The organism is Cupriavidus sp. DB3 (assembly GCF_020418465.1).
Taxonomy (GTDB): domain Bacteria; phylum Pseudomonadota; class Gammaproteobacteria; order Burkholderiales; family Burkholderiaceae; genus Cupriavidus; species Cupriavidus cauae.
Genome location: NZ_JAIZPL010000002.1, coordinates 743,151 through 764,412 on the forward strand (window position 1 = coordinate 743,151; position 21,262 = coordinate 764,412).

Sequence of the window (21,262 nt, forward strand, 5' to 3'; positions counted from 1 at the left end):
GGCGATGCCTGCGCGCGTTGTGATGGGGATTGGCTTGCGCGACGATGCGCTACGCGCCGTAGCCAAGTGGACGAGGCGCGTTCAGCGCGCGAATCTCACCCATCGGGATGGCGGTGTTCGCCAGACGGTTTAGGCCTTCTCCGCCGCCTTCATTGCCGTGCCCCTCCCGATCACGTGTTCCCTCGTCGGCACGCAGCAGCACACGGCGGCTCGCACCGGGTGCGAGATGGAAGTAATCGCTTGCCGGTTGCAGGTTCGCATCGTCGATCTGCACCCAGCGCGCGAAGCGGCGCGCCGATATCGTCAGCCACCACTGACCGTCGATGCGCTCGACCTGCGCATGTAGCTCAGGCGGCGTGAGCGCGTTGGCACTGCGATCGGGCAGATAGAAGGCTTCGCTGACGAGCGAGCCACTGGCGTCGAACCACGCCGCATGCACCACGTCATGCAGGCGCGGACCAAAGCGATAGGCATGGGCGAAGTCGAAGAATTCGCTCGCCAGCTCGGCGCCGCTGACGCATTGCACCGAGCGCGGCGCCAGCGTGAAGTCGCGTGCCACGTCGAGCAGCGGCGTCAGTCCGTCGCGCAGGCAGCGCAACTGCAGGCGCATCGGCTGCGGGGCCGCGGTCTCGTTGATCAGGTGCACATGCACGCCGTTCAGCCCTTCGTCGGTAAGCAGCACTTGCCGCGGCTGCCAGACCTGGCGCAGCGCATGCCAGGCGGATTTGGGCCGGCGCAGCGCATCGACGATGCCCCAGCCGGCGCCCGGGGCCAGGTCCTGCCATTGCCACACCAGTCCTCCGGCGCAGCTGGAGCCCGCGCGGCGCCATTCGGCGAAGACCTCGCTCATCAGCTCGGCGACGACCGCACGCGAGCACTGCAGATAGCGCGCCGGATCCTCCCTGCGCAGGTGTGCGGGATCGACGGCGTACAGCGATTGCAGATAGAAGTCGCGCACGTCCTCGAAGTCCCAGCTCGCACCGGCATCGCGCGGCACCGCGCGCTTCCAGCGCGGGTCGTGCACCGGCGCGACGCCGGCCATCGCCTCGCGCAGCGTGCGCTCGCATGGCACGTTGGCGAAGGCCAGGCATTCGGCGGCAAAACGCACGCGCGCGCGCCGCGCATCGTCGAGCGGCCGTTGGTAGGCGCCGACGCCGTAGTAGTGGCTGACGCCGCGATCGGGCTGGAATGGCCACGCACCGCCGCTGGGCGAGTTGCGGACATACGGCACGGCAACACCATGCGCGGCGATGCAGTCGGGAATCACCGTGTCGAACAGCGGCTGGCGCCACGCCTCGCGCGGGGCTCCTAGCATCGCCGCCTGCTGTTCCGCCTCGCTGCCGCCGCACAGCACGGCCAGGCTCGGATGGTGGCCATGCGCGGCCAGCCATTGGTGCACCTCGCGGCGTGCGTCGTCGAGCAGCGCGGCGGCGGAGCCGGCCTGGGCGCTGGTCCCGGAGTTGGTTGCGGCGTCAGTCCCGGCATTGGTCCCGGCATTGGTCCCGGCATTGGTCACGGCATTGGTCACGGCATTGGTCGCTGCGTTGATGCCGCCGCTCGGCCCGACGTTGGCCGAATAATCGAAGTTGGCAAACAGGAAGTCCTGCCAGACCAGCAGGCCCATCGCATCGCAGGCCGCGTAAAACGCCTCGCCCTGATAGCACGTCACGCCGCTGATGCGGATCATGTTCATGTTGGCGTCGCGCGCCTGTTCGAGCCACGCGGCGCAGGTCCGCGCATCGGGCGCGTGGCCATGCAGATCGAGGCTGGCCACGCAGGCGCCGCGGCAGAACACCGGCACGCCGTTGACGCGAACGACGAAGCCGCCGTCGCGCTCGTCGACATCGACGTGCCGGAAGCCGACGCGCGCACACGGCAGCGTCTGCGCGCCGGCGCGCAGCATCACGTCGTACAGCACCGGCTCGCCGTGCGTGTGCGGCCACCATTTGCGCACGCGGGGCACGCGTACGCTGCCGTGCCATACAAGGTCGTGTTGCGGGCTGCGCTGTGGGCCGCGCTGTGAGCCGTGTCGTGGGCCGTGCTGCGGGCCGTGCTGTGGGCCGTGCTGTGGGCCGTGCTGCGGGTCGTGCTGCGGGTCGTGCTGCGCGTCGTGCTGCGCGTCGTGTAGCGGGTCGTGCCGGCATGTCAGCGCGGCCTCGTGGCCGTCGACGATCACCGTCAGCGGCCCTGGCGCGAGCGCAGCGACGCCGCGCACCTGCACCGATACGATGCCGTCGTCGCCGTCCAGGCGCGCGATCGTTTCACAGCGGGCGGCGTCGAGCGCTCGCGCAGGCGCAGGCATCGGCAGCAGATCGATCTCGCGCCACGGGCCCACCGCGTGTACCGATGGACACCAGCCGGGCATATGGCCCAGCAGCGTGGTACGGACATGCCGCAACGACGGCAGCGACACCAGCCGCGGCTTCCATCGCACCGGACCGCGCCGGCCGCGCAGCGCGCGCTCGAGCGAGCGAAAGCACAGCGTCAGCGTGTGAGCACCGGACAGCGTCAGTGCGATCTCGTGTTCGACGAACATCGAGCGGCTGTCGAGCACGCGCGTGTCGTCGAGCCACACCTCGCAGATCGTGGCGAGGCCGCGCAGCCGCAGGCAGTGGGCGCCCTCGCCGGAGATCGGCACGCGATACCAGTAGTCGCGCTGGTGCAGCGGGGGCGGCGCCTCGGCGCACCAGCGGCCCGCCGCCTGCAGCGCCTGCGCGACGGTGCCAGGGACCGGCGCCGGCAACCAGTCCACATTGCCCGGCACGGCGTCGGGCAAGTCGGGCGGCAAGTCGGCGGGCAAGTCAGTCGGCAAGTCAGTCGGCAAGTCGCCCGGCAACTCCGACGGCCTGGCGATCGCATCGGCCCCGGTTTCCAGCATCCGCCACGGACCGGCCAGCGGCTGCCGCGTCAGCGGCCGGCCCAGCGGCATGGCCGCCGCCATCCGTTCGCACACATCGGGCGCGGTCGTCGCTACGGCCGTGGGCGCGGTCGCGAGCGCGCCCGCGGCGTCAGGGCTCGCCCTCGCCGACATAGGCGGCAAGCGCCGGTACCGCGGCCTCGTAGCAGGCTTCCATCTGGTCCAGGCAATCCTGGCAAGCGTCGGGCCGGCGGCCGAGAATCGAGCGGATCAGCCGGAACTGCATCACCATCGCCTCCGATGCCAGCCGCTGGCAGGCCGTGGCGATCGCGGCCGGCAGCGGCTGTCCCTGCAGGCTGAGCCAGCGCAGGTACTTGCCCAGCAGCTCGAAGTTGGCGCCCAGCTGGCGCAGCACGTTGAAGGCGTACGGGTGGAAGGCCGGTTCGCCGCGCACCGCCAGTTCGTCCAGATGCTGCGGAAACACCTGCCGGTACGCCGCGATCGGGTTCTGCCGGGGTCGCCGCGCCAGATGCCGCCGCAACAGCGCCAGCGACGCGCGCAGCAGCATCGGCCCGGACAGCGGTGGAAAGCGCCGCCGCACCACCTCGGCATACGGGAACAGCAGATTGGGATCGGCCTGCAGGTCGGGCAGCAAGCGGAACAGCCCCGCATAGTCGTCGCCGCGTGCGACGTGGTAGCCGTCGTTGTGGTAATAGCCGACGCCGCGCGCCTCGGGCATCAGCACGTCGATGCCGATGGTGGTCTTGGTGTGCTGGCGCCGGTACGAGGTGGCGCGATTGTCCGGCAGGTAATAACCGTCGACCTCGAGCAGCACCACATGGCCGCGCGCAGTCTGCGTCGCGACATGGCGCTCCATCGCGTCGTAGAGCGAGAGCTCCTGCACCACCACGCCATAGAGCCGCTCCAGGTCGTCGACCGGGTATTTGAAGAAGGTGAATTGATCGCCCTCGAAGTCCTGCGCGACGGTAAACGGCAGCGCCGCCAGCGGATCGAGCTGCCAGCCGTGCAGCAGTTCGATCCACAGGTCGACGTAGCAGTTGGTCTGCGGCCAGACCGCCTGCTCGGTATGCAGGACATGCGAGGCATGCACGGCTGGCGCCAGCCGCCCGGTGCCGTCATACATGGCGCAGTCCCAGCAGCTCGCGCACCGGGCTCGGCCAGCGTGCCAGCGCAAAACCATGGTGGCGCAGCAGCGCCAGAATCAGCCGGTCGATGCCGAAGCCGACGCAACCGGTGTGGGCGCGCGCGCCGTCGGCGGTGCGCAGCGGCCAGACTTCGGCGAAGTGGTCCTTGTGGTAGTTGAAGCTCATGCAGGCAGTGGGCGGGGCGTCGTCGTGAATCGGAATCAACAGTTCGAACTTCAGTTTCTGCTCGCGCTGGCCGTCGGCGACGATCTTGCCGCCGCGGCCGAAGAACGGGTCGTTGGCCAGGTCGAGCTGCCAGGGCAAGGCCAGCTGCTGCGCCAGCGCGCTGCCCCGCTCGATCCACTGCGCGCGGAACGCGGCGACCTGCTCGGCGGTGCCCAGCCGCACGTACTCGCGCATGCGGAACAGCTGCATGCGCGCCGGATCAACCGAGGGCTCATGGCGGAAGCAGTACGACAGCACGTCGACGACTCGGCCCTGCGGCGGCAGCGGTCCGCGCGCGGCCATCACCGGATAGATCGGATAGCAGGCGGCCGGCGTCAGCACCACGCGCGTGGGCCGCTGCTGGTCGGCCCATTCCTCGCCGGCATCGAGCCTGGCCAGCAGCCGGTGATGATCGCGATCGCTGCCGCAGAAGCTGTGCACGGTGCCGGCCAGTTGCGGAAAGCTCTTCAGGTATTCGCTGGCTTCGAAGTCCTGCCGCGCCATCGCCGGCGGAAAGCGCATCACCTCGGCCTGCTGGTCGGCGCCGAGCGCGCCGATGGTGGCGTTCAGGCCGTCGGCAATGGCCTCGAAGTCGGCGCTGCGGCCATACAGGCCATCGACGCCGGTCGGAATCAGCAGGCCGGCCTCGATCAGCGCCTGGCGAAAGCGCCGCTGCGCCGCCAGCGCGGCCTCCTCCGGCGATCGTGACAGGCGCTGCGGCGGCGCCGCGGTGTCGGCAGGCTCGACGGCGCCACCGTGCTGGCCGCTCTGGTAGTCCATGCCGATTCTCCTCAATGCGAACGTTCGGCCAGCAGCAGGCTGGCGGTATTGGTCAGGATGCGGTCGTTGCTGATCATCAGCGGCGCCGACCACAGATCGCGCAGATGGCGGCCGACGCTGAACGGCGTGCCCTGCTTGTAGCCGGCCATGCCGCAGATCAGCAGCGCGATCTGCACCGCCTCGAGCGCCAGCGCCGACACGCTGGTCTTCAGGCCGTTCATTTCGGCGGCAAAGGCAAAGTCCGCGGAGACGGATCGGCCCGGTGTGTGCTGGCGGTAATGCGCGAGCGCCATCTGCACGCGCGCCTCCATCGTGTCGATCATCGCCGCCGCCTCCGCCAGCCGCGTGGCCGACGGCGGCAGCGTGCCGGGCCGCGAGCGCGCCTGCCCCTGGAAGAAGGCCTTGGCGCGCTGTACCGCGTCGGCGGCGATGCCGGTCCACAGCGCGCTCCACAGCATGTGCGACACCGGCGTCATGGTCGCGTCGGCGATCTCGCCGAACGGCACCGGCACGATCTGCTCGCAGGCGCCGCGCGCCTCCAGCCGGAAGCCGTTGCTGCAGGTGCCGCGCATGCCCAGCGTGTCCCAGCCGCTCGTGCATTGCAGCGTGCAGTCGCCGTCGAGCACGCAGACCAATACCTGGTCGGACTGCGGGGCCTCCGCATGGCGGCGCGCGGTGGCGAGGATCACGTCGGCCTGCGCGCCGTACGAAATGGTCGGCGCCATCTTGACCAGATGAAAGCGTCCACCGTCGGTGGCCACCGCACAGCCGCTGGTGCGCAGCGCGCCGCCGATCGACTGCTCCGAGGTGGCCGAGGCCAGCAGCAGCTGCTCGCCGGCGATGCGCGCAAGCAGGCGCTCGTGCCAGATACTGCCGCGCGCATGCGCGACCAGGCAGGCGACCTGGATCTGATGCATCGCGTAGATCATGCCGGTGGCCGCGCACGCGCCGCCGAGCACGCGGCAGATCGCCGCGATGGTATCGAGCGACGCGCCGCCGCCACCGAGTTCCACCGGCACCATCGCACCGAGCAGGCCGCGCTCGCGCAACGCGGCAAAGGCGGCCTCGGGGAACGCCGCCTCGCGGTCCACGCGATCGGCCTGCGCCGCCGCCAGCGGCACCACCTCGCGCGCGGCAGCCAGCATGTCCCGCGGTGGATGCGCCGTGTCCGGCGGATCGACATGCGCCGCATCGGTGCCGGCATCGTGCGGGCGGGGCTGCACCGCCTGCGCCGTGAACGCGTTCATGCTGCCTCCTGCTGCTGGCGCAGATACACGATCGCGTCGGCCAGTGACTGGATGCTGCGAAACAGCTGGCGCGTCAACATGCGGTCCGGAATCTCGATATCGAAGGCGTTCTCGATGGCCAGCATCACGTGCACCGTGGCGAGCGACGACAGCCCGGCTTCATAGAGGTCGGCGTGATCGTCCAGCGTGTCCGCTGGCACCTCGAGCCGGCCCACCTCCGCCAGGATCGTGCGTATGGTGGCTTTCATGGTCTCCTCCCGCTGGGGTCTTGGTATGCCCCATTTGGCTCGACCGTACCCGCCGGCACCGTGCGCTTGCCAACGCACGTTCGCCACAGCCGTGGGCCGGAACTCTTTCAGAACGCGCTCTTGCCGGTCCAGCCATGCAGCGCGGTACGCGCGATGATCCGCAGGTCCAGCTGGAAGGACCAGTTGCGGATGTAATAGATATCGAACTCGATGCGCGCGCGCATCTTCTCGACCGTGTCGGTCTGCCCGCGCAGGCCGTTGATCTGCGCCCAGCCGGTGATGCCGGGCTTGACGCGATGGCGCAGCATGTAGCGGTCGATCAGCTCCTTGTACATCTCGTTGTGTTCGAGCGCGTGCGGGCGCGGGCCCACCACCGACATCTCGCCGCGCAGTACGTTGAAGAACTGCGGCAGCTCATCGAGGCTGGTACGGCGCAGGAAGGCGCCGATGCGGGTCACACGCGGATCGTTGCGCACCGCCTGCGTGACACCGCGGTCCTGGTGGACCACCATGGTGCGGAACTTGAAGACGTCGAAGGGCTTGCCGTCGATGCCCAGGCGCTTCTGCCGGAACAGCACCGGGCCCGGGGAGGACAGCTTGACCCCGATCGCGATGGCGACCAGCAGCGGCGACATGCCCAGCAGCGCCACCGCGGCGAACACGCGATCGAAGCTTGCCTTGAGCAGGCCCGTGATGCGCGAATCGGGCGGACTGTTCAGGTCGATCACCGGCAGGCCGAGGAATTCGCTGAAGCGGTGGCCCAGCAGCTCGACCGACATGATGTCGGGCACCCAGCGGATGTCGACCAGGTCGTTGCGGAACTGGTAGACCACGTCGCACAGATCGCGGCACGCCGCCATCGGCAGCGTCAGCCAGATCTCGCGCACGTCCTGGCTGCGCACGAAGCGCGTGACGTCGCTCATTTCGCGCAGGATCGGCACGCCGGACGGCAGCGTGTCGTCGTCGTGGTCGCAGTAGATGCCGACCACGTGATAGCCGGCCTCGCGGATGCGATGCACGCGCCGGTACATCTCGCTGCCGAGCGGGCCGTAGCCGAAGATCAGCACGCGCTTGGCGTTGATGCCCTGCTGCCGCACATTGCCCAGCAGCTGGTACAGCACCAGCCTCGAGCCGATCAGCGCCAGCGAGACGGCGCCGAACCAGGTGGTCGACCACAAGCGCGACACCGCGCCGATCTGATGCATCAGGTAGGCCAGCACCAGGCCGCTGACCGCGACCAGGCTCCATGCCGCCAGCGTGCGCACGCCCAGTGCGGCGCGGCTGCGGCCGCGCCACGATTCGTAGAGCCCGCAGGCGGGGAACACGATCAGCGTGGCGACCGCGCAGAACGCGGTCAGGAAGCCATGTATCGGCGCCGCCGATGCCAGACCGCCCTCGGGAAACCAGAATTCGCCGACCAGGATGCCGCAGATGCCCACCGTCAATGCATCCGAGACCCGATACAGCAGTTGCAGCGCCGTCTGCCGCTCGACGATCGCCTGCGCGCTTGCCGTTGCCATGACCCTCTCCCCTTGCTGCCGTGTTCGATGCCGTGCGTCGGCATATCGGGAACATCGTCGCGCTCGGGTCGGCGTGGGGTCTGTTGGGTCCCCCACACAGGTGGGGGCTGCTATACGGGCGAGGAAGACGGCGCGGTAGACGGGAAGGTGGACGGGGCCGGAGGCGCGATCGTCGCCGCTTCGCGCCGCTGCCAATCCTCGCGTTGAAACGGTCGCGCGCGGCCGGACAGATACAGCGCGATCTGTTCGATCCACTGCTCGGTCGGCGCATGCGCGCCCGATGCCGGCACCCCGAGCAGCAAGGCGCCGATCAGCAGCAGCAGCGGCGCGCGCGGCGATCGACGCCACCGCGGGGGCCGCCGCTGGCGCCGGCGCGGCGCGGTGGCCAGCAGATAGCCGCCGCTGACGGCAAATCCCAGCGCCAGTCCGCCCACCACTTCGCTGAGCGAATGCGCGCCCAGCGGCAAACGCGAATAGCCCACCAGCAGCGCCAGCGATGCGCCGAGCGTTGCCGCGATCCACCCGAGGCGCGGCCGCCGTCCCGGTGCGAGCCGATGCAGCAGCACCGGCAGCACGCTCGCCGCCATCATGCTGTGGCCCGAGAAACCGGTGAAGTCCAGCGCCGGCACGCCGATGCCCCAGCCGATAAAGGCCAGCTTCGATGCAAGCGTCAGTCCGGCGGCGGCGGCGAACGCCAGGCACCAGTCGCGCGCCGCGCGCCATTCGCCGCGATGGCACAGCGACAGCAGCAACAGCGCGGCGCACGGCAGCAGCAGCGCGGCGTCGCCGAAGCGCGAAATCAAGTGCCAGTGCCACATGGTGTCGAATGCCCCGCGGAATGCCCCGCGCCGCCGCGGCGCGACCGTGGGCTTTTGGTCCTTTTGGTTGATGGAAGTCGCAAGATCGATTGGATATCGTCAGTCTTGTGGTGGGCCAGGCGGAATCGGCCTGCCACTTTGGAGCCCGCATGGTCCCCCGGTCTGCGGGCTTCTTTTTTCCCCCTTCCTTGCGTTGCGCTCGTCTGCGGTCGTTGTCTGCGGTCGTTGTCTGCGGTCGTTGTCTGCGGTCGTCGTCTGCGGTCGTCGTCTGCGGTCGTCGTCTGCGGTCGTCGTCTGCGGTCGTCGTCTGCGGTCGTCGTCGACGGCCGCGCTCTTCCCAAAAAAGAAAGGACCCCGGCGTGCCGTCTGTCGAGCGGCGGCTCCGCCGTGGTCCGCAGATCCGGCCGGGCGATCGCCGCAGCCGATACGCGCGTGTACGCATGTCGTTCGATTCGTCATCCGACATGCGGCTCCCCCGAGCACGCGCCTTATTTCCCCCCTTCGTGTTCGTTCGCCTGGCTCTATCGCTTACCGATCGTCCGGCCGCGGCGTCCTGATGTCGCGGCCATCGCCCGCGCACGTGCCGGGCGCCACCGACAGGAACGATGTCGCCAGTCCCGCGGCAATGCGCCGCCGCGCTTCGCGCTCGCCGGCTTCGCGGGCCGCGATTACCGCGGCATCCTCGCTGCAGAACGCGCGGCCATGCAGTTCGCCGCGATGGACCAGCGGCCCATCGCATGCCGACGCCAGCCGGATCTCATAACAACACGCCCACTTGTTGCGGCCCTCCGGCACGGCAAAGCCGCGCACGATCAGGACCGCCGCTCCTCCATTCATATGACCCCCCGCTCCTGCCGGCGGCGGACCTTCTGATCCCGGGTCCGGCTACGCCAGCAGCGTAGTGCCAGCATAGGCCGCATCGCCGGTGGACGACCATCAGCCGCTTGCCGTAGAACCAGGGCGCAGAAAGTTGGAGGTCGCAGCGGGAGAGGGAGCAGGCGCCATCAGCCACGCCATGCTGGCGCGCGGAAAGCATTGGCCGCCGGCGGCGACCAGCGCCACCGCCGCGGAAAGCAGGTCGGGCGAAGCCGGTGCCAGCAGGCAGCCGCCGGCCCCGAGCCGGGCGGCGCGCTGCGTCAGCGCCGTGGCGCCTGACCTGGCGATCAGCAGCCACCGGCGCGGCGCGATGCGCTGGCACAAGGCGTCGATCAGCGCGCCGGCATCCGCGTCGCTGCTGCTGCAATCGAGCAGCGCGAAATCGACGGGCTGCTTGGGCAATTGGGCCGAGGATGCGTGCAGCAGCCATTCCGGCGACTGCAAGGTCAACGGGCAGGAGGCCTGACGCTTGCCGAGGTGGCGCGACAGCGCGCGCAGCATGATCGCGTTGTTGGCCAGAAGAAGGGTCGTCATCGACTCGGGCGAGCTCAGGGGGGCGAGGTGACTGCCGGCGTGCATGTCCATAAGCCTAGCAAGCCGCCTCCCGGGCCGCCTCGACCATTGGAATGAAGTCCCTCAGCCGAAAGGATGAGTTCGCGCAAGCACATGCCACCGTGACCGGCGCCTTGCAACTCAGGCCGCCTGGCAGACCGCCGGCAATCGCATGGCGTCGACGTGCAACGGCACCGCGCCCAGCGTCGAGGGTCCAGGCCAGTTCAGCTTGGCGCCGCGCCGCAGCGCTTCGTAGACGGCCTCGCCCTTGTTGCGCACATGCAGGCGGTGGTACAGCGTGCAGGCGTGGGTCTTGGCGGTGGCCACCGAGATATTGAGCACGCGGCTGACCGTCTTGATCGGGTAGCCGCGTGCCAGCAGTGCCAGCACCTCGTATTGCCGCTCGGTGATATTGAGCAGATGCGAGCCGAACGACGGTGTTTCGATATCGGGCTGGATCAGCGGTGCGGTGCGGATGGCGATGTCCGCGGACCAGCCGGGAACGGCGCGGGTCGACTCGATCGGTTCATCCGGCCGGGTGGCCGTCCCTTCCCTGCCGCCGGTGTTCTGCAGGCCGGACAGCCCCGTTTGCCGCGTCGGCTGGGCGTGGACCAGCGCGGGAAAGCACTCGCCGCCGGCCAGCACCAGGCGGATGGCGGCGTCGAGCACCTCGGCGCAGCAGTTCTTCGACAGCAGGCCCGCCACCATCGGGGGCACGGATTCCTGCGCCATTGCGGCGGGCAGGCCATCGGCCAGCACCAGCACGCGCTGCGGCGCCAGATAGCGGCACACGTCCTCCATCGCTTGCCAGGTGCCGCTGCCATCGTCGTGCCAGCCGTAGATCAGCAGGTCGGCGTCGCGCAGGCGGGCGTCGTCGGGCGACGGCAGCGCGGCCGGTTCGACATCGATGACGTGGACGGGAAGCTCGGATTGCGCCAGTAACTGGCGCAGGCCCAATCGCAGTAATGGATGAGGCTCGATCAACAGAATGGTGGCCATGCCGCTCTCGTTCTTGTTGCGACACGTGCGCCGCGACGGTCGCCCGTGTGATCGGAAGTGCGGTGCTATGTTGCCCCTGCCCCTCCCTACGATCCATCCCGCTTCTGTTCGGCGCGGCGTTCAGCGCGGCCGTCCCTTCCCGTCAAGCGTGATGCAATCGCCCCGTTTGCGTGTTTGCACGCTTTCGATCCCTCTAAAGACAGACTTAACTTTCACTTATTCTGCGGTCCAGCATATGCATGCGAAAACAGGAAAGCAAGGCTTGCCGGATGGTGGGCAAGTCGCTTTTGTGCGAATGCGTACGCAGCACAAGGCTGGAGGCGGGGTAAGGATTTTCCCTTACGTCAATCGCAAAGCGGCCGCGTTCTTAGGGTTCGGACCGATGTTTGGGCGGTATTCGACCGATGTCCGGTCAATGTTTCAGGCGATGTTCGCGGCGATTCTTCGCCATGCTCTGCTGGCACGGGTCGACCTTTCGGACGCTGTGCCGAGAAAATAATTTACATTACACTTCGGGTAGCAATTTGGGCAGGTTGCGCTACTCGTCTGCTCAAAGTCGTTATCAATCAATCACTTAAGGGCGATTGCCGATGTCTGTGCGGGACGACACGCTGGATCCCTCGAAACTGACCCGGACCGAATTCGCCGTGGTACGCGCGTATGCCCAAGGCATGGCCGCGGTCGATATCGCCAACCGCTATCTGCTCGACCCGGACGAGGAGGAGGCGCTGACCGAGCATCAGGCGGTGCAGCGCATCCTGCGGCTGCGCGATCGGCTGGTCCAGTTCGCGCTGCAGAACAACCGGCCGGATATCGCGGCGATGTTCGACTCGCTCAAGGGTCGCTCGAATGTCGCGATGGACCGGCGCGTCGACGCGCTGTCGTCGTTGGAGCGCTTGTCGCCGGGGCGGCCGGCGCTCGATCACGCGGTGTCGCTGTGGTTCGGACCGAGCTTGTCGCGCCGGCTCGCGGCGGGCGGCATCGAACGCATCGGCGACCTGGTGGAGCGGGTCAACCGGCGCGGCGCCGCCTGGTGGCGCGGGGTGCCGCGCTTGGGCGCCAAGTCGGCCGACGTGGTACGGCACTGGCTCGAGCGGCAGCGCGACACGCTGCGGGCGAGCGATGGGGGACCGGTGTTGGGGCCCCAGGTGGGCGCGCTGGTCGCGCCATCGCAGCGGCCGCCGATGTCGCCGGCACCGTTGGACGAACGGCTGGCGGCGCCTGTTCCGCTGGAATATATGCTCTGTACAGCACTTAATGGTGACTGGCGAGCCGTTCTTGGCGAGGAGTTGCAGTTGGTACGCCAATGGTTGGAGGGCAAGCGGCCCGGCTCCCACACCTGGGCCAGCTACCGGCGCGAGGCGGAACGGCTGCTGCTGTGGGCGGCGCGGCGACGGCAGCCCTTGCGCGGCATGAACGCGGTAGATCTGTCGGCGTATTGGGATTTCCTGGCCGATCCGCAACCGGCCTCGTTCTGGCAGGGACCCGCCGGCCCGCGCGACCGGATGCCGTGGCGGCCGTTCGAGGGCGGCTTGCGGGACAGTTCTCGCCAGGCGGCCATGCGGGTGATACGGGCGCTGTTCGGCTGGCTGCGCCAACGCGGCGTGCTGGCGCATCATCCCTTCGATGGTTTTGCGATACCGCCTGCGGCGGCGGCATTGCACGACGATCGGCCAGGCGACAAGGCGGACGGAGAGCTAGAGGATCAGGCAGATGGTCTGGCTGGGCTGGCCGGTCACCGGGAAACGGCTCCCGGGCTGGCGGCCGGCGCGGGTACGAGTGTGGCCGCATTTCGCCGCTGGCTCGATGGATCGGATGGCACGCCGATATGGCGGGCGGCCAATGCCGCCGCGTATCTGATCGGCGATTGCGGGATGCGGATCGGCGAAGCCGTGTTGGTCACCGGGGGCCATCTTCGGCTCGGCGACGGCAGCCGCTGTCTGGTTCGCGCGCGGTTCGACCGCGGTGGGTCCGGAATCGTGATGTCGGACCCTGAGCCGGGCCGCGTCGAGAAGCGCTTCGCCACGCTCAGCGACGATGCCTGGAACGCCCTCTCCCTGCATTGGGCAGACCGCGGTTTGGCGGCGGACGGGCTACCCCACGCCGCGCCGTTGTTGGGTCCGCTGATGTTGCCGCCGACGTCGCGGGGCCAGGCCAAACGGGCCAGTCAGCCGCTTGCCGGTTATTCCCCCAGCGGCCTGGACCGGCTGCTTCGCGCGGCGTGGCGGGATTTCGTTGCGCTGCCCGAGCATGCCGAGCATCGCGACCTCCGATTCACGCCGCGCATGCTGGTGCGGCGGCACGCCGGGCAGCCGTGATGGCGTGCTGCGCGGGCGGACCATCTTCATGGCCCACCGGCGCGCCGCCCGTGCGGTCTGCTACAGCAGCGATTTGTCCAGGCCGAAGCGCGCCTTCAGGGCTTCCAGCAGCGCTTCGCGGGCATCGCGATCGGTCAGCTGGACGTCGAGCACGACACGGCCCGAGTCCCATTCCTTGATCGTCCCCAGCAGCTCGCCGCCGCTGGTGCGGATCTTGTACTGGCGGCTGATTTCCTTGACCTTGCGCGCCTTGCCCTCTTGCGCCTGCTTGCGAATCGCCTCGACTTCGCGGCTCGACAGGCCGTCGTTCATGATGCGCATCGCCAGCTCGCGGGTGCGCTCCTCGCCCGCCAGCTTGTAGTACAGCGTCAGCTCATAGCCGGCCGCGATGCCGATCGCGCTGGGACGCTCGCGCATCACCATCAGCACGGACTCGGGCAGTTTCAGCAGCGCCAGCGTCTTGTTGACCGTGCCGGCCGACATGCCGGTCAGCTCGCAAATATCTTCTTCCTTGGCAACCTTGCCCTCGTCCAGCAACTGGCGCCAGGCGATCGCATTGTCTAGCGCCGACTGGTCCGAGCGCTGTTCGTTCAGCAGGAAGGACAGGCGGTAGAAGTCGAGGTCGCTGAGGTCGCTCTCGACGAAGCACTCCATCTCGAGCTTGCCGGCCGCCGCGAGCGCGCGTTTGCGGTAGTGGCCGTCGATCAGGATGTAATGGCCGGGACGGGACGGGTCTGGCGCCGCGAGACCCGGCGTCTTCTGGCCGTGGGTCGCGATCGACGCGGCGCGCTCCTGGACGACGGCGGGATCGTAAATCCGGCGCGCGTTGAGCGGGTTGTCGTGCAATTGCGCCAGCGGGATGCGCTTGAGGACGCGGCCGTCTCCCGAACGCTCCTCGTTTTCAGCGCTGAAAGTGGGCGGTGTTTCGGCGCCCTTTGCCTGCAACAGGCCGTGCGGATGCTTGGCGATCGCCGCTTCCGCGCGCGCGAAGCGGTCCAGCGTGTCGGCGCGGCTCTTTTCCGCCGCCATGCCGGCCAGCATGCCGGCCCGCAGATTCTTCATCTTCGTTGCCATTCTCTTTACTCGATCAGGGACAACACCTCGTCCACCATGATGTCGACTTCCTGCACCGCCTCGCGTGCGCCCGGTACGCCGTGCACGGTACAACCGATGGCCTGGCACTCACGGAACGCCGAGCGCGAGCCAATCATCGATTGCAGCAGGGGAAAGTCGCCGTCATCGCCCAGGATTTCGATAGCCTGGCGCGCGATGGAAACGCGGCGTTGCACCATATTGGCCATCACGCGGACGGTCAATGTTTCGTTCTGGACCTGCGCATGCTGCGCGAGGGTCTTGGCCGCCACCGCCGCCCACAGATCCGGGGGCGACGGGACGACCGGAATCACTGCCAGATCGGAGATCAGCAGGGCGCTGGACGGCGCTGCGGAGTGCACTGCGGGCGGGCAGTCGACGACGATATAGTCGTAGTCCTGGACGAACTTGCGGACTTCGCGGTGCATCGCACCGCCGGAGGCCGCCAAACCAATGACGGAAGCGGGGAACGGGCGCTCGTCCGAAGCTTGCGCCGCCCAACGCGTCGCGGTTCCCTGCTCGTCCATATCGACCAGCATTGCGCGCGCCCCGCGCAAACCCAGCGTTCCCGCGAGATGCATGCTGACCGTTGTCTTGCCGCAGCCGCCCTTCTGATTGAACACCGTGATGATTTTCGCTGCCACCGGGGCCTCTCTCTTTCAGCGCTGAAAGCGCGGTTTGACTGTAGGCGAAACTTTAGTCAATCGCCTTGGTGCTATCAACCGATTTCTTCAATTACACGAATTCGTCACAGCCCGGAAGCCAAAAAGGCGCACAAGTTTCTTCAAAAGTTGTGCTTGAAAATCGGTCGAGAATCGGCCTACATTAGAGGTTGTGCGTTGTACGCCGCACATGACACGGTTAGACAAACTGGATATGATGCCCAACACAGTCGCGTCAAGTCGTGTCACCCTCGTCGGCTTCCGTTCGGTATCTGCGAGAAATCAACGTGCTTGAACGGTTGTTTGCGTCGTGTACAAAGAACTTGCGTCGAAAGGAAACTCACATGGCAACCGGTACGGTTAAGTGGTTCAACGAAACCAAGGGGTTCGGCTTCATTACCCCGGACGATGGTGGCGCGGACTTGTTCGCCCATTTCTCGGAAATCCAGGGCACTGGATTCAAGACGCTGAAGGACGGCCAGCGAGTGACCTTCGAAGTCAAGGAAGGTCCGAAGGGCAAGCAAGCTTCCGGCATCAAACCGGCCTGATTGCCCGCGTCGCCGCTGGTTCGCGGCACTCGCCGGGAGCCAGCAAAAAAGCAGGTGTTCAACACCTGCTTTTTTTATTGCCGCGCCCAATATTACCGAGGCGAAGGGGCCCCGGCGCGTTCCTTCAAGGACAGTCGCTCAGGCCAGCTTGCGCACGCTGGTACGCGAGGGCTGCAGAATCAGCGCCTTCGACGAGTCGGCGTCCACCTTGGCGTCCGGATACACCACCAGCACGTCCTTCAACGCCTTGCGGAACAGCGCGCGGAACTTGCGCTCGCTCTCGGTCTCGGTACCGAACTGCATCTGCAGCGCTTCCCATGGGATCTCGGTGCGCCGCTGGATGGTGAAGAAGCGGTAGGTCAGCCAGGAATAGACGTCCAGCGCGAACGGCGACTGCTTCAGCGCCTTCAGCGCACGCATATCGACCGGCACCGGGCGATTGACCAGCTCGTTGAAGAACGGCTCCGACAGCACCACAAAGCTTTCGAACATCGAGCCCTGGCCCGGCTGCATCGGATCCCACCAGGTCGACAGCTGATCTGCCAGCAGGTAGCCGACCCGATCGATCGACATCGGCTCGTGGTTGTTGGTCTGGTTCTGCGTCGGCGCCGATTTGTTCTGGACGATCGCAATGGTCGCCGAGAACAGGCGGATCATCTGCTGGCGCACCAGCGTCATGGTGCCGCGCTTGCCGCCCGTGGCCATCGGGATGCCGAGGTTGTACATGAACTCGGACAGCGAGTTGCCCAGCGAGATGCGGCGGTCGTCCACGGTGCCGGTAAACTCGCCCCGTTTCTTCTTCGCCATGATCTCCTTGCCGATCCAGGCCAGCATCAGCCGCGGATAGGAGCCATAGGGATACCCGAGCGAGACCGTTTCCGACACCAGCTTCTGGCGGCCGTTGCTGGCGCGCTCGGAACGCTGCTGCGTGAAGTAACCGGGCTGGATCATCAGCGAGATGTTGCCACTGGTCCGGGTCCAGACGGGCGGCGCGCCCTTCGGCGCTCGGTAGGGAAGCGTGACCTGCACACTGGCGCGGCTCAGAAAGCCGACCTCGCCACTTTGCCAAGCGTCTTCGCGCTCCATGGCTTGCGCTTCGTCGAACAGCCGCTGAAATTTTTCGGACGGAACCAACGGCGCATCGTTGCCGGGAACGATGATGCGCGAGGGACCGGTTTCCACGTCAGTGACGGTGCGGTCGTCCGGGGTGGCCAGGGAACGTTTGATCGGCATATCGGCGTGCTTCGAATTACCCGCCTTTTTACTTGATGCCGCCACCCTTGTCACGCAGAAACGGGTACGTTCGGAGATTCGGGCGTATACCCCGTCGTGTGGTGAAATCTGGCCGGGTATACCCCGCGTTCGCAGCGGCTTCGCGCCGGCCTGGTCAGCCCTTGGCTCTGTGCCGATATCTCTCTCTTGCCAGCTCGCATGCCGTGCGGCAGGGGGCAACCCGGCAGGGTTGTCCACTTCCGCGCAGTCATCCACTACAAGCAATACATACCTTTACGGTTAACTACTCGTAAACCGTATACGGGGCGCCTAAGCCGTTGAACCGTAAACGTAAACCGACTCCCTTCGTACCCGATTCTGCGCCGCAGCGTACTCGATTCTGCGAAGCGTCGAACCCGAATCTGCGTATACCCGAACCTGTTTCAGCGAAAGCGGCGAACCGCTTTCTGCGGGGATAACTTCGGCATTGCACAGGCTTATCCACAGCGGCCGCGGGCTCGGTGCGTACCCGTTTCTGCGCCGTATCGGCGTGCCGGCTGGGATCGAGAAGACTGGAAAGCGCCTCATAAAGCGCATTGGGCCCGGTATTGCACGCATCCCGGCGTGGCCGTACCCGTTTCTGCGTGAAGATGCGTGGGACCAACTGGGGGAAGTGCGTACCCGTTTCTGCGGCGTACCCAGTTCTGCGAGCGACAGGCGGGGGAGCGGCCTCCGCAAAGCGTACCTACTTCTGCGTACGCGATGGGGCATCGGTGGAGCGACGAGCGTACCTGTTTCTGCGCAGCCTCAAGGCCGTGAAGCCGCGCCGCTCACGGCAAAGGACCACGTATACGTACATCCTGTTAAAAGCGAGCGCTTCCAAACGTCTGCGGGCCGGAAACGTTGCCAATGCCTAAGGGCGTACCCGTTTCTGCGTCGGAGGTCGGACCTCGCAGAAGAGATCGCTGGAGGACTGCCAGACGGCCGTACCCATTTCTGCGCGTCTGGTACGTGTCCGACCGGTGCGATCCGCGTACCTGTTTCTGCGGGAAATGGTGCCGCATTGATCCCGAGGGGATGCACCCGGAAAACCGTACCCGTTTCTGCGTCGCGGCAAAAAAGCGGCAAACCGTACCCGATTCTGCGAACGTGACCCGTGCGCGGACCGCGGATCGGCCTTCAGTGCCGGCCTATCCGTACCTGTTTCTGCGTGCCGAAATCCTTGTGGGGTGGGCCATGGCGTACCCGTTTCTGCGGCTGTCGGCGGTCCGAAAAGGGCCAGCGATGCCAATCCGTACCCGATTCTGCGGACGGCAATCCGCGCTGCCCGTACCCGTTTCTGCGTGGTGAGGCCCGGCTGATGGCGGTGCGCCAAACTGTTCTGGCGCGCGGGCAACCAAGGGGAGGACCTGAGCAAAGGCGCGGCGGAGGGGGGGAGAGCCGAGGGGAAAGGGTCGAGCGGACGGGGGGCGAGGAGGAGGGGCGGAGGACGGGGCGAGTGAAGGGGCGAGTGAAGGGCCAGTGAAGGGCCAGTGAAGGAGCCAGGGAAGGAGCCAGTGAAGGAGCCAGTGAAGGAGCCAGTGAAGGAGCCAGTGAAGGAGCCAGTGAAGGAGCCAGTGAAGGAGCCAGGGAAGGAGCGAGGGAAGGAGCGAGGGAAGGAGCCAGGGAAGGAGCCAGGGAAGGAGCGAGGGAAGGAGCCAGGGAAGGAGCCAGGGAAGGAGCGAGGGAAGGGGCCGAAGAGAGACGTCGAACCCGGACGACGCCGCCCGGCGGCCAGCGCTTGGCGGACCGACGAAGTTCGCCGCGCCACAAAACAAAAAGCCCCGCACGGGGCGGGGCTTTCAGTGTCTTCTCGCCCGAAGGCGAGGAGCGCGAGGCCTTACAGCGGGGTGATGTTCGCTGCTTGCAGGCCCTTCGGGCCGTTCTTCACTTCGAACGAAACGCGCTGGTTTTCTTGCAGCGACTTGAATCCAGAGCCCTGGATTTCCGAGAAGTGGGCGAACAGATCATCACCGCCTTCGTCCGGCTTGATGAAACCGAAACCCTTGGCGTCGTTGAACCATTTGACGATACCGGTTTTCATGGTCTTGCATTTCCTAAAAAAAATTAAAAAACGGAGGCGCTCAGGGCGCTTCCGGCAGAGCAACTCAAGGAAAGGACACCATGGACAACCGAAGTACCATGACGGTGGCTAACGAATGTGCTGTTGCCTCGTCGCTTGAATCTAGCGCGCTTTATACGGGGGATCGGAGCCCACGTCAAGAGCGGTGTTCCCCTGCTGCAGGCTAGATCACGCGAGTGCCCTCGTGCGATCATCACCCATTTTGCATACAGTCTATTTGTCCGTATCGGCGCACCTGTATACAAAAGTGTAAGACATTACGTGTGCCTCCCTGGCCAACGCGCCGGAAGGAGGCTCTTGCCTTTTGCGAGAGACGGGACAAAACGATACAGGAGACACAGCATGTCGATGCCCGAACCCCTTTCCGAACCCAACGACACACCCGCCATGACCACGCCGGCGCGCCGCTCGCCGCTCGAACGCCTGTTCAAGCTGAGCGAGCACCAGACCGACGTGCGCACCGAGATACTGGCCGGCGTCACGACCTTCCTGACGATGGCGTACATCATCTTCGTCAACCCGACCATCCTGGGCGATGCGGGCATGCCGAAGGACGCGGTGTTCGTCGCCACCTGCGTGGCCGCGGCGCTCGGTACGCTGATCATGGGCTTCTACGCCAACTATCCGATCGCGATGGCGCCGGGCATGGGGCTCAATGCCTATTTCGCCTACACCGTCGTCAAGGGCATGGGCCTGCCGTGGGAAGCCGCGCTCGGCGCGGTGTTCATCTCGGGCTGTCTGTTCCTGCTGGTGACGCTGCTGCGTGTGCGGGAGATGATCGTCAACGGCATCCCGCATTCGATCCGGGTGGCGATCACCGCGGGCATCGGGCTGTTTCTCGCCATCGTCGCGCTGAAGAACGCCGGCATCGTCACCGCCAGCCCCGCCACGCTTGTCACGCTCGGCGATCTGCATCAGCCCTCGGCGGTGCTGGCCATCGTCGGCTTCCTGGCGATCGTCGCACTGGACCGCCTCAAGGTGAAGGGCGCGATCCTGATCGGCATCCTGCTGACCACGCTGCTGAGCTTCGCGTTTGGTGGCAACACCTTCCACGGCATCGTGTCCGCCCCGCCGTCGATCGATCCGACCCTGTTCAAGCTCGACATCACCGCCGCGCTGTCGATCGGCATCATCAATGTGGTGCTGGTGTTCTTCCTGGTCGAGCTGTTCGATGCGACCGGCACGCTGATGGGCGTGGCCAACCGCGCGGGGCTGCTCAAGGCGGGCAAGATGGATCGGCTGAACAAGGCGCTGATGGCGGACAGCACGGCCATCATGGCCGGCTCCTTCCTCGGTACCTCGTCGACCACGGCCTACATCGAAAGCGCCTCTGGCGTGCAGGCCGGCGGCCGCACCGGCCTGACCGCGGTGACGGTGGCCGTGCTGTTCCTGGCCTGCCTGTTCATCGCACCGCTGGCCGGCACCGTGCCGGCTTACGCCACCGCGCCGGCGCTGCTCTATGTCTCCTGCCTGATGCTGCGCGAGCTGGTCGACATCGACTGGAACGACGCCACCGAAGTGGTGCCGGCGGTGCTCACCGCGCTGGGCATGCCGTTCACCTATTCGGTCGCCAACGGCGTGGCCTTCGGCTTTGTGACCTATGCGGGCCTGAAGCTGCTGACCGGCCGGGCCAAGGACGTGCCGATCATGGTGTGGATCATCGCCGCCGTCTTCGTCTTCAAGTTCTACTATCTGCCCGGCCATTGACCTGGCGGCATCGCTTGCAGCAAGGGCGGCCACGGCCGCCCTTTTTCATGGCCATCGTCCGGGACGTGCCCCCGAACGTTCGAAATTTCGCTGCAAAGTCACCGGACCGTACCCGTTTCTGCGTGCGCTGCAGCAGCGCGGAACGCGGGCACCGTACCCGTTTCTGCGTTCAAGGTAAGTACTTATTTACCTCCCGCACCATGATGGGCCACCGTTGTTACGGTCATACCGAAGGATGATTTTGGGCGCATGCCCCGCGTGGGGGCTAGACAAACGAAGCCAAATGCACTGAACTAGAGGCGTGCTATTCCCGGGGCGCTTCGAAGCGCCCCTT

17 protein-coding genes are annotated in these 21,262 nt (G+C 66.7%); 3 read left to right on the plus strand and 14 right to left on the minus strand.

The window, feature by feature from the left end; genetic code table 11:
• Window positions 1-49 precede the first annotated feature (49 nt).
• The 10 genes from K7G19_RS09090 to K7G19_RS09135 form a co-directional block, all read right to left on the minus strand.
• Window positions 50-2,941 carry a glycoside hydrolase family 2 protein gene (locus tag K7G19_RS09090; protein ID WP_226106919.1) on the minus strand — a complete coding sequence of 964 codons (2,892 nt, stop codon included), beginning with the start codon at window positions 2,939-2,941 and terminating at the stop codon, window positions 50-52.
• A gap of 67 nt (window positions 2,942-3,008) precedes the next feature.
• Window positions 3,009-4,001, minus strand: a complete 993-nt coding sequence (locus tag K7G19_RS09095; RefSeq protein ID WP_187829212.1) for a DUF1839 family protein — start codon at window positions 3,999-4,001, stop codon at window positions 3,009-3,011.
• On the minus strand, window positions 3,994-5,007 hold the full coding sequence (locus K7G19_RS09100; protein ID WP_226106920.1) for an amino acid--[acyl-carrier-protein] ligase: 1,014 nt from the start codon (window positions 5,005-5,007) through the stop codon (window positions 3,994-3,996). Before K7G19_RS09100 ends, K7G19_RS09095 begins: the two co-directional genes overlap by 8 nt.
• A gap of 11 nt (window positions 5,008-5,018) precedes the next feature.
• Window positions 5,019-6,254, minus strand: a complete 1,236-nt coding sequence (locus K7G19_RS09105) for an acyl-CoA dehydrogenase family protein (protein WP_226106921.1) — start codon at window positions 6,252-6,254, stop codon at window positions 5,019-5,021.
• The gene (locus K7G19_RS09110; protein WP_149318583.1) at window positions 6,251-6,502 is read right to left on the minus strand and encodes an acyl carrier protein; all 252 of its coding nucleotides are present in this window, start codon (window positions 6,500-6,502) and stop codon (window positions 6,251-6,253) included. Before K7G19_RS09110 ends, K7G19_RS09105 begins: the two co-directional genes overlap by 4 nt.
• A 107-nt stretch (window positions 6,503-6,609) precedes the next feature.
• Window positions 6,610-8,022: an undecaprenyl-phosphate glucose phosphotransferase gene (locus tag K7G19_RS09115; RefSeq protein ID WP_226106922.1), complete on the minus strand. Its 1,413-nt coding sequence runs from the start codon at window positions 8,020-8,022 to the stop codon at window positions 6,610-6,612.
• A gap of 110 nt (window positions 8,023-8,132) precedes the next feature.
• A complete protein-coding gene (locus K7G19_RS09120) occupies window positions 8,133-8,840 on the minus strand; it encodes a phosphatase PAP2 family protein (RefSeq protein WP_149318585.1) in 708 nt (235 codons plus the stop codon).
• A 528-nt stretch (window positions 8,841-9,368) separates the two neighbouring features.
• Window positions 9,369-9,677, minus strand: a complete 309-nt coding sequence (locus tag K7G19_RS09125) for a hypothetical protein (RefSeq protein WP_150082290.1) — start codon at window positions 9,675-9,677, stop codon at window positions 9,369-9,371.
• Window positions 9,678-9,776: 99 nt separating this feature from the next.
• A complete protein-coding gene (locus K7G19_RS09130; RefSeq protein ID WP_226106923.1) occupies window positions 9,777-10,250 on the minus strand; it encodes a DNA-binding response regulator in 474 nt (157 codons plus the stop codon).
• Window positions 10,251-10,409: 159 nt separating this feature from the next.
• The gene (locus K7G19_RS09135; RefSeq protein ID WP_149318587.1) at window positions 10,410-11,267 is read right to left on the minus strand and encodes a response regulator transcription factor; all 858 of its coding nucleotides are present in this window, start codon (window positions 11,265-11,267) and stop codon (window positions 10,410-10,412) included.
• Between the two features lie 590 nt (window positions 11,268-11,857).
• On the opposite strand from K7G19_RS09135, the gene K7G19_RS09140 reads away from it, so the two are divergent.
• A complete protein-coding gene (locus K7G19_RS09140; RefSeq protein WP_226106924.1) occupies window positions 11,858-13,585 on the plus strand; it encodes a phage integrase family protein in 1,728 nt (575 codons plus the stop codon).
• Window positions 13,586-13,645: 60 nt separating this feature from the next.
• Here K7G19_RS09140 and K7G19_RS09145 read toward each other — a convergent pair whose 3' ends face one another.
• Both K7G19_RS09145 and K7G19_RS09150 read right to left on the minus strand, forming a co-directional pair.
• Entirely contained in the window at window positions 13,646-14,659 is a 1,014-nt protein-coding gene (locus K7G19_RS09145; RefSeq protein WP_149318589.1) for a ParB/RepB/Spo0J family partition protein, read from the minus strand.
• A 5-nt stretch (window positions 14,660-14,664) separates the two neighbouring features.
• A complete protein-coding gene (locus K7G19_RS09150) occupies window positions 14,665-15,321 on the minus strand; it encodes a ParA family protein (protein WP_149318590.1) in 657 nt (218 codons plus the stop codon).
• A gap of 362 nt (window positions 15,322-15,683) precedes the next feature.
• Here K7G19_RS09150 and K7G19_RS09155 point away from each other — a divergent pair, with 362 nt between their 5' ends.
• Entirely contained in the window at window positions 15,684-15,887 is a 204-nt protein-coding gene (locus K7G19_RS09155; protein ID WP_006576252.1) for a cold-shock protein, read from the plus strand.
• A gap of 138 nt (window positions 15,888-16,025) precedes the next feature.
• Here the strand turns inward: K7G19_RS09155 and K7G19_RS09160 are convergent, their stop codons facing one another.
• Together K7G19_RS09160 and K7G19_RS09165 are read right to left on the minus strand one after the other, a co-directional pair.
• Window positions 16,026-17,120 (minus strand): replication protein RepA, encoded by a 1,095-nt coding sequence (locus K7G19_RS09160; protein ID WP_053823267.1) that lies wholly within the window; start codon window positions 17,118-17,120, stop codon window positions 16,026-16,028.
• 1,858 nt (window positions 17,121-18,978) lie between these two features.
• Window positions 18,979-19,182 (minus strand): cold-shock protein, encoded by a 204-nt coding sequence (locus K7G19_RS09165; protein ID WP_006576725.1) that lies wholly within the window; start codon window positions 19,180-19,182, stop codon window positions 18,979-18,981.
• A gap of 381 nt (window positions 19,183-19,563) precedes the next feature.
• Between K7G19_RS09165 and K7G19_RS09170 the strand changes: the two genes are divergently transcribed.
• Window positions 19,564-20,928, plus strand: coding sequence for an NCS2 family permease (locus K7G19_RS09170; protein ID WP_370639513.1), 1,365 nt, complete (start codon window positions 19,564-19,566; stop codon window positions 20,926-20,928).
• The last annotated feature ends 334 nt before the right edge of the window (window positions 20,929-21,262 follow it).

Coding starts and splice junctions, on each gene's coding strand:
- K7G19_RS09090 (WP_226106919.1), bottom strand. CDS start 2,941: ATGGCGGCGGCCATGCCGCTGGGCCGGCCGCTGACGCGGCAGCCGCTG.
- K7G19_RS09095 (WP_187829212.1), bottom strand. CDS start 4,001: ATGTATGACGGCACCGGGCGGCTGGCGCCAGCCGTGCATGCCTCGCAT.
- K7G19_RS09100 (WP_226106920.1), bottom strand. CDS start 5,007: ATGGACTACCAGAGCGGCCAGCACGGTGGCGCCGTCGAGCCTGCCGAC.
- K7G19_RS09105 (WP_226106921.1), bottom strand. CDS start 6,254: ATGAACGCGTTCACGGCGCAGGCGGTGCAGCCCCGCCCGCACGATGCC.
- K7G19_RS09110 (WP_149318583.1), bottom strand. CDS start 6,502: ATGAAAGCCACCATACGCACGATCCTGGCGGAGGTGGGCCGGCTCGAG.
- K7G19_RS09115 (WP_226106922.1), bottom strand. CDS start 8,022: ATGGCAACGGCAAGCGCGCAGGCGATCGTCGAGCGGCAGACGGCGCTG.
- K7G19_RS09120 (WP_149318585.1), bottom strand. CDS start 8,840: ATGTGGCACTGGCACTTGATTTCGCGCTTCGGCGACGCCGCGCTGCTG.
- K7G19_RS09125 (WP_150082290.1), bottom strand. CDS start 9,677: ATGAATGGAGGAGCGGCGGTCCTGATCGTGCGCGGCTTTGCCGTGCCG.
- K7G19_RS09130 (WP_226106923.1), bottom strand. CDS start 10,250: ATGACGACCCTTCTTCTGGCCAACAACGCGATCATGCTGCGCGCGCTG.
- K7G19_RS09135 (WP_149318587.1), bottom strand. CDS start 11,267: ATGGCCACCATTCTGTTGATCGAGCCTCATCCATTACTGCGATTGGGC.
- K7G19_RS09140 (WP_226106924.1), top strand. CDS start 11,858: ATGTCTGTGCGGGACGACACGCTGGATCCCTCGAAACTGACCCGGACC.
- K7G19_RS09145 (WP_149318589.1), bottom strand. CDS start 14,659: ATGGCAACGAAGATGAAGAATCTGCGGGCCGGCATGCTGGCCGGCATG.
- K7G19_RS09155 (WP_006576252.1), top strand. CDS start 15,684: ATGGCAACCGGTACGGTTAAGTGGTTCAACGAAACCAAGGGGTTCGGC.
- K7G19_RS09160 (WP_053823267.1), bottom strand. CDS start 17,120: ATGCCGATCAAACGTTCCCTGGCCACCCCGGACGACCGCACCGTCACT.
- K7G19_RS09165 (WP_006576725.1), bottom strand. CDS start 19,182: ATGAAAACCGGTATCGTCAAATGGTTCAACGACGCCAAGGGTTTCGGT.
- K7G19_RS09170 (WP_370639513.1), top strand. CDS start 19,564: ATGTCGATGCCCGAACCCCTTTCCGAACCCAACGACACACCCGCCATG.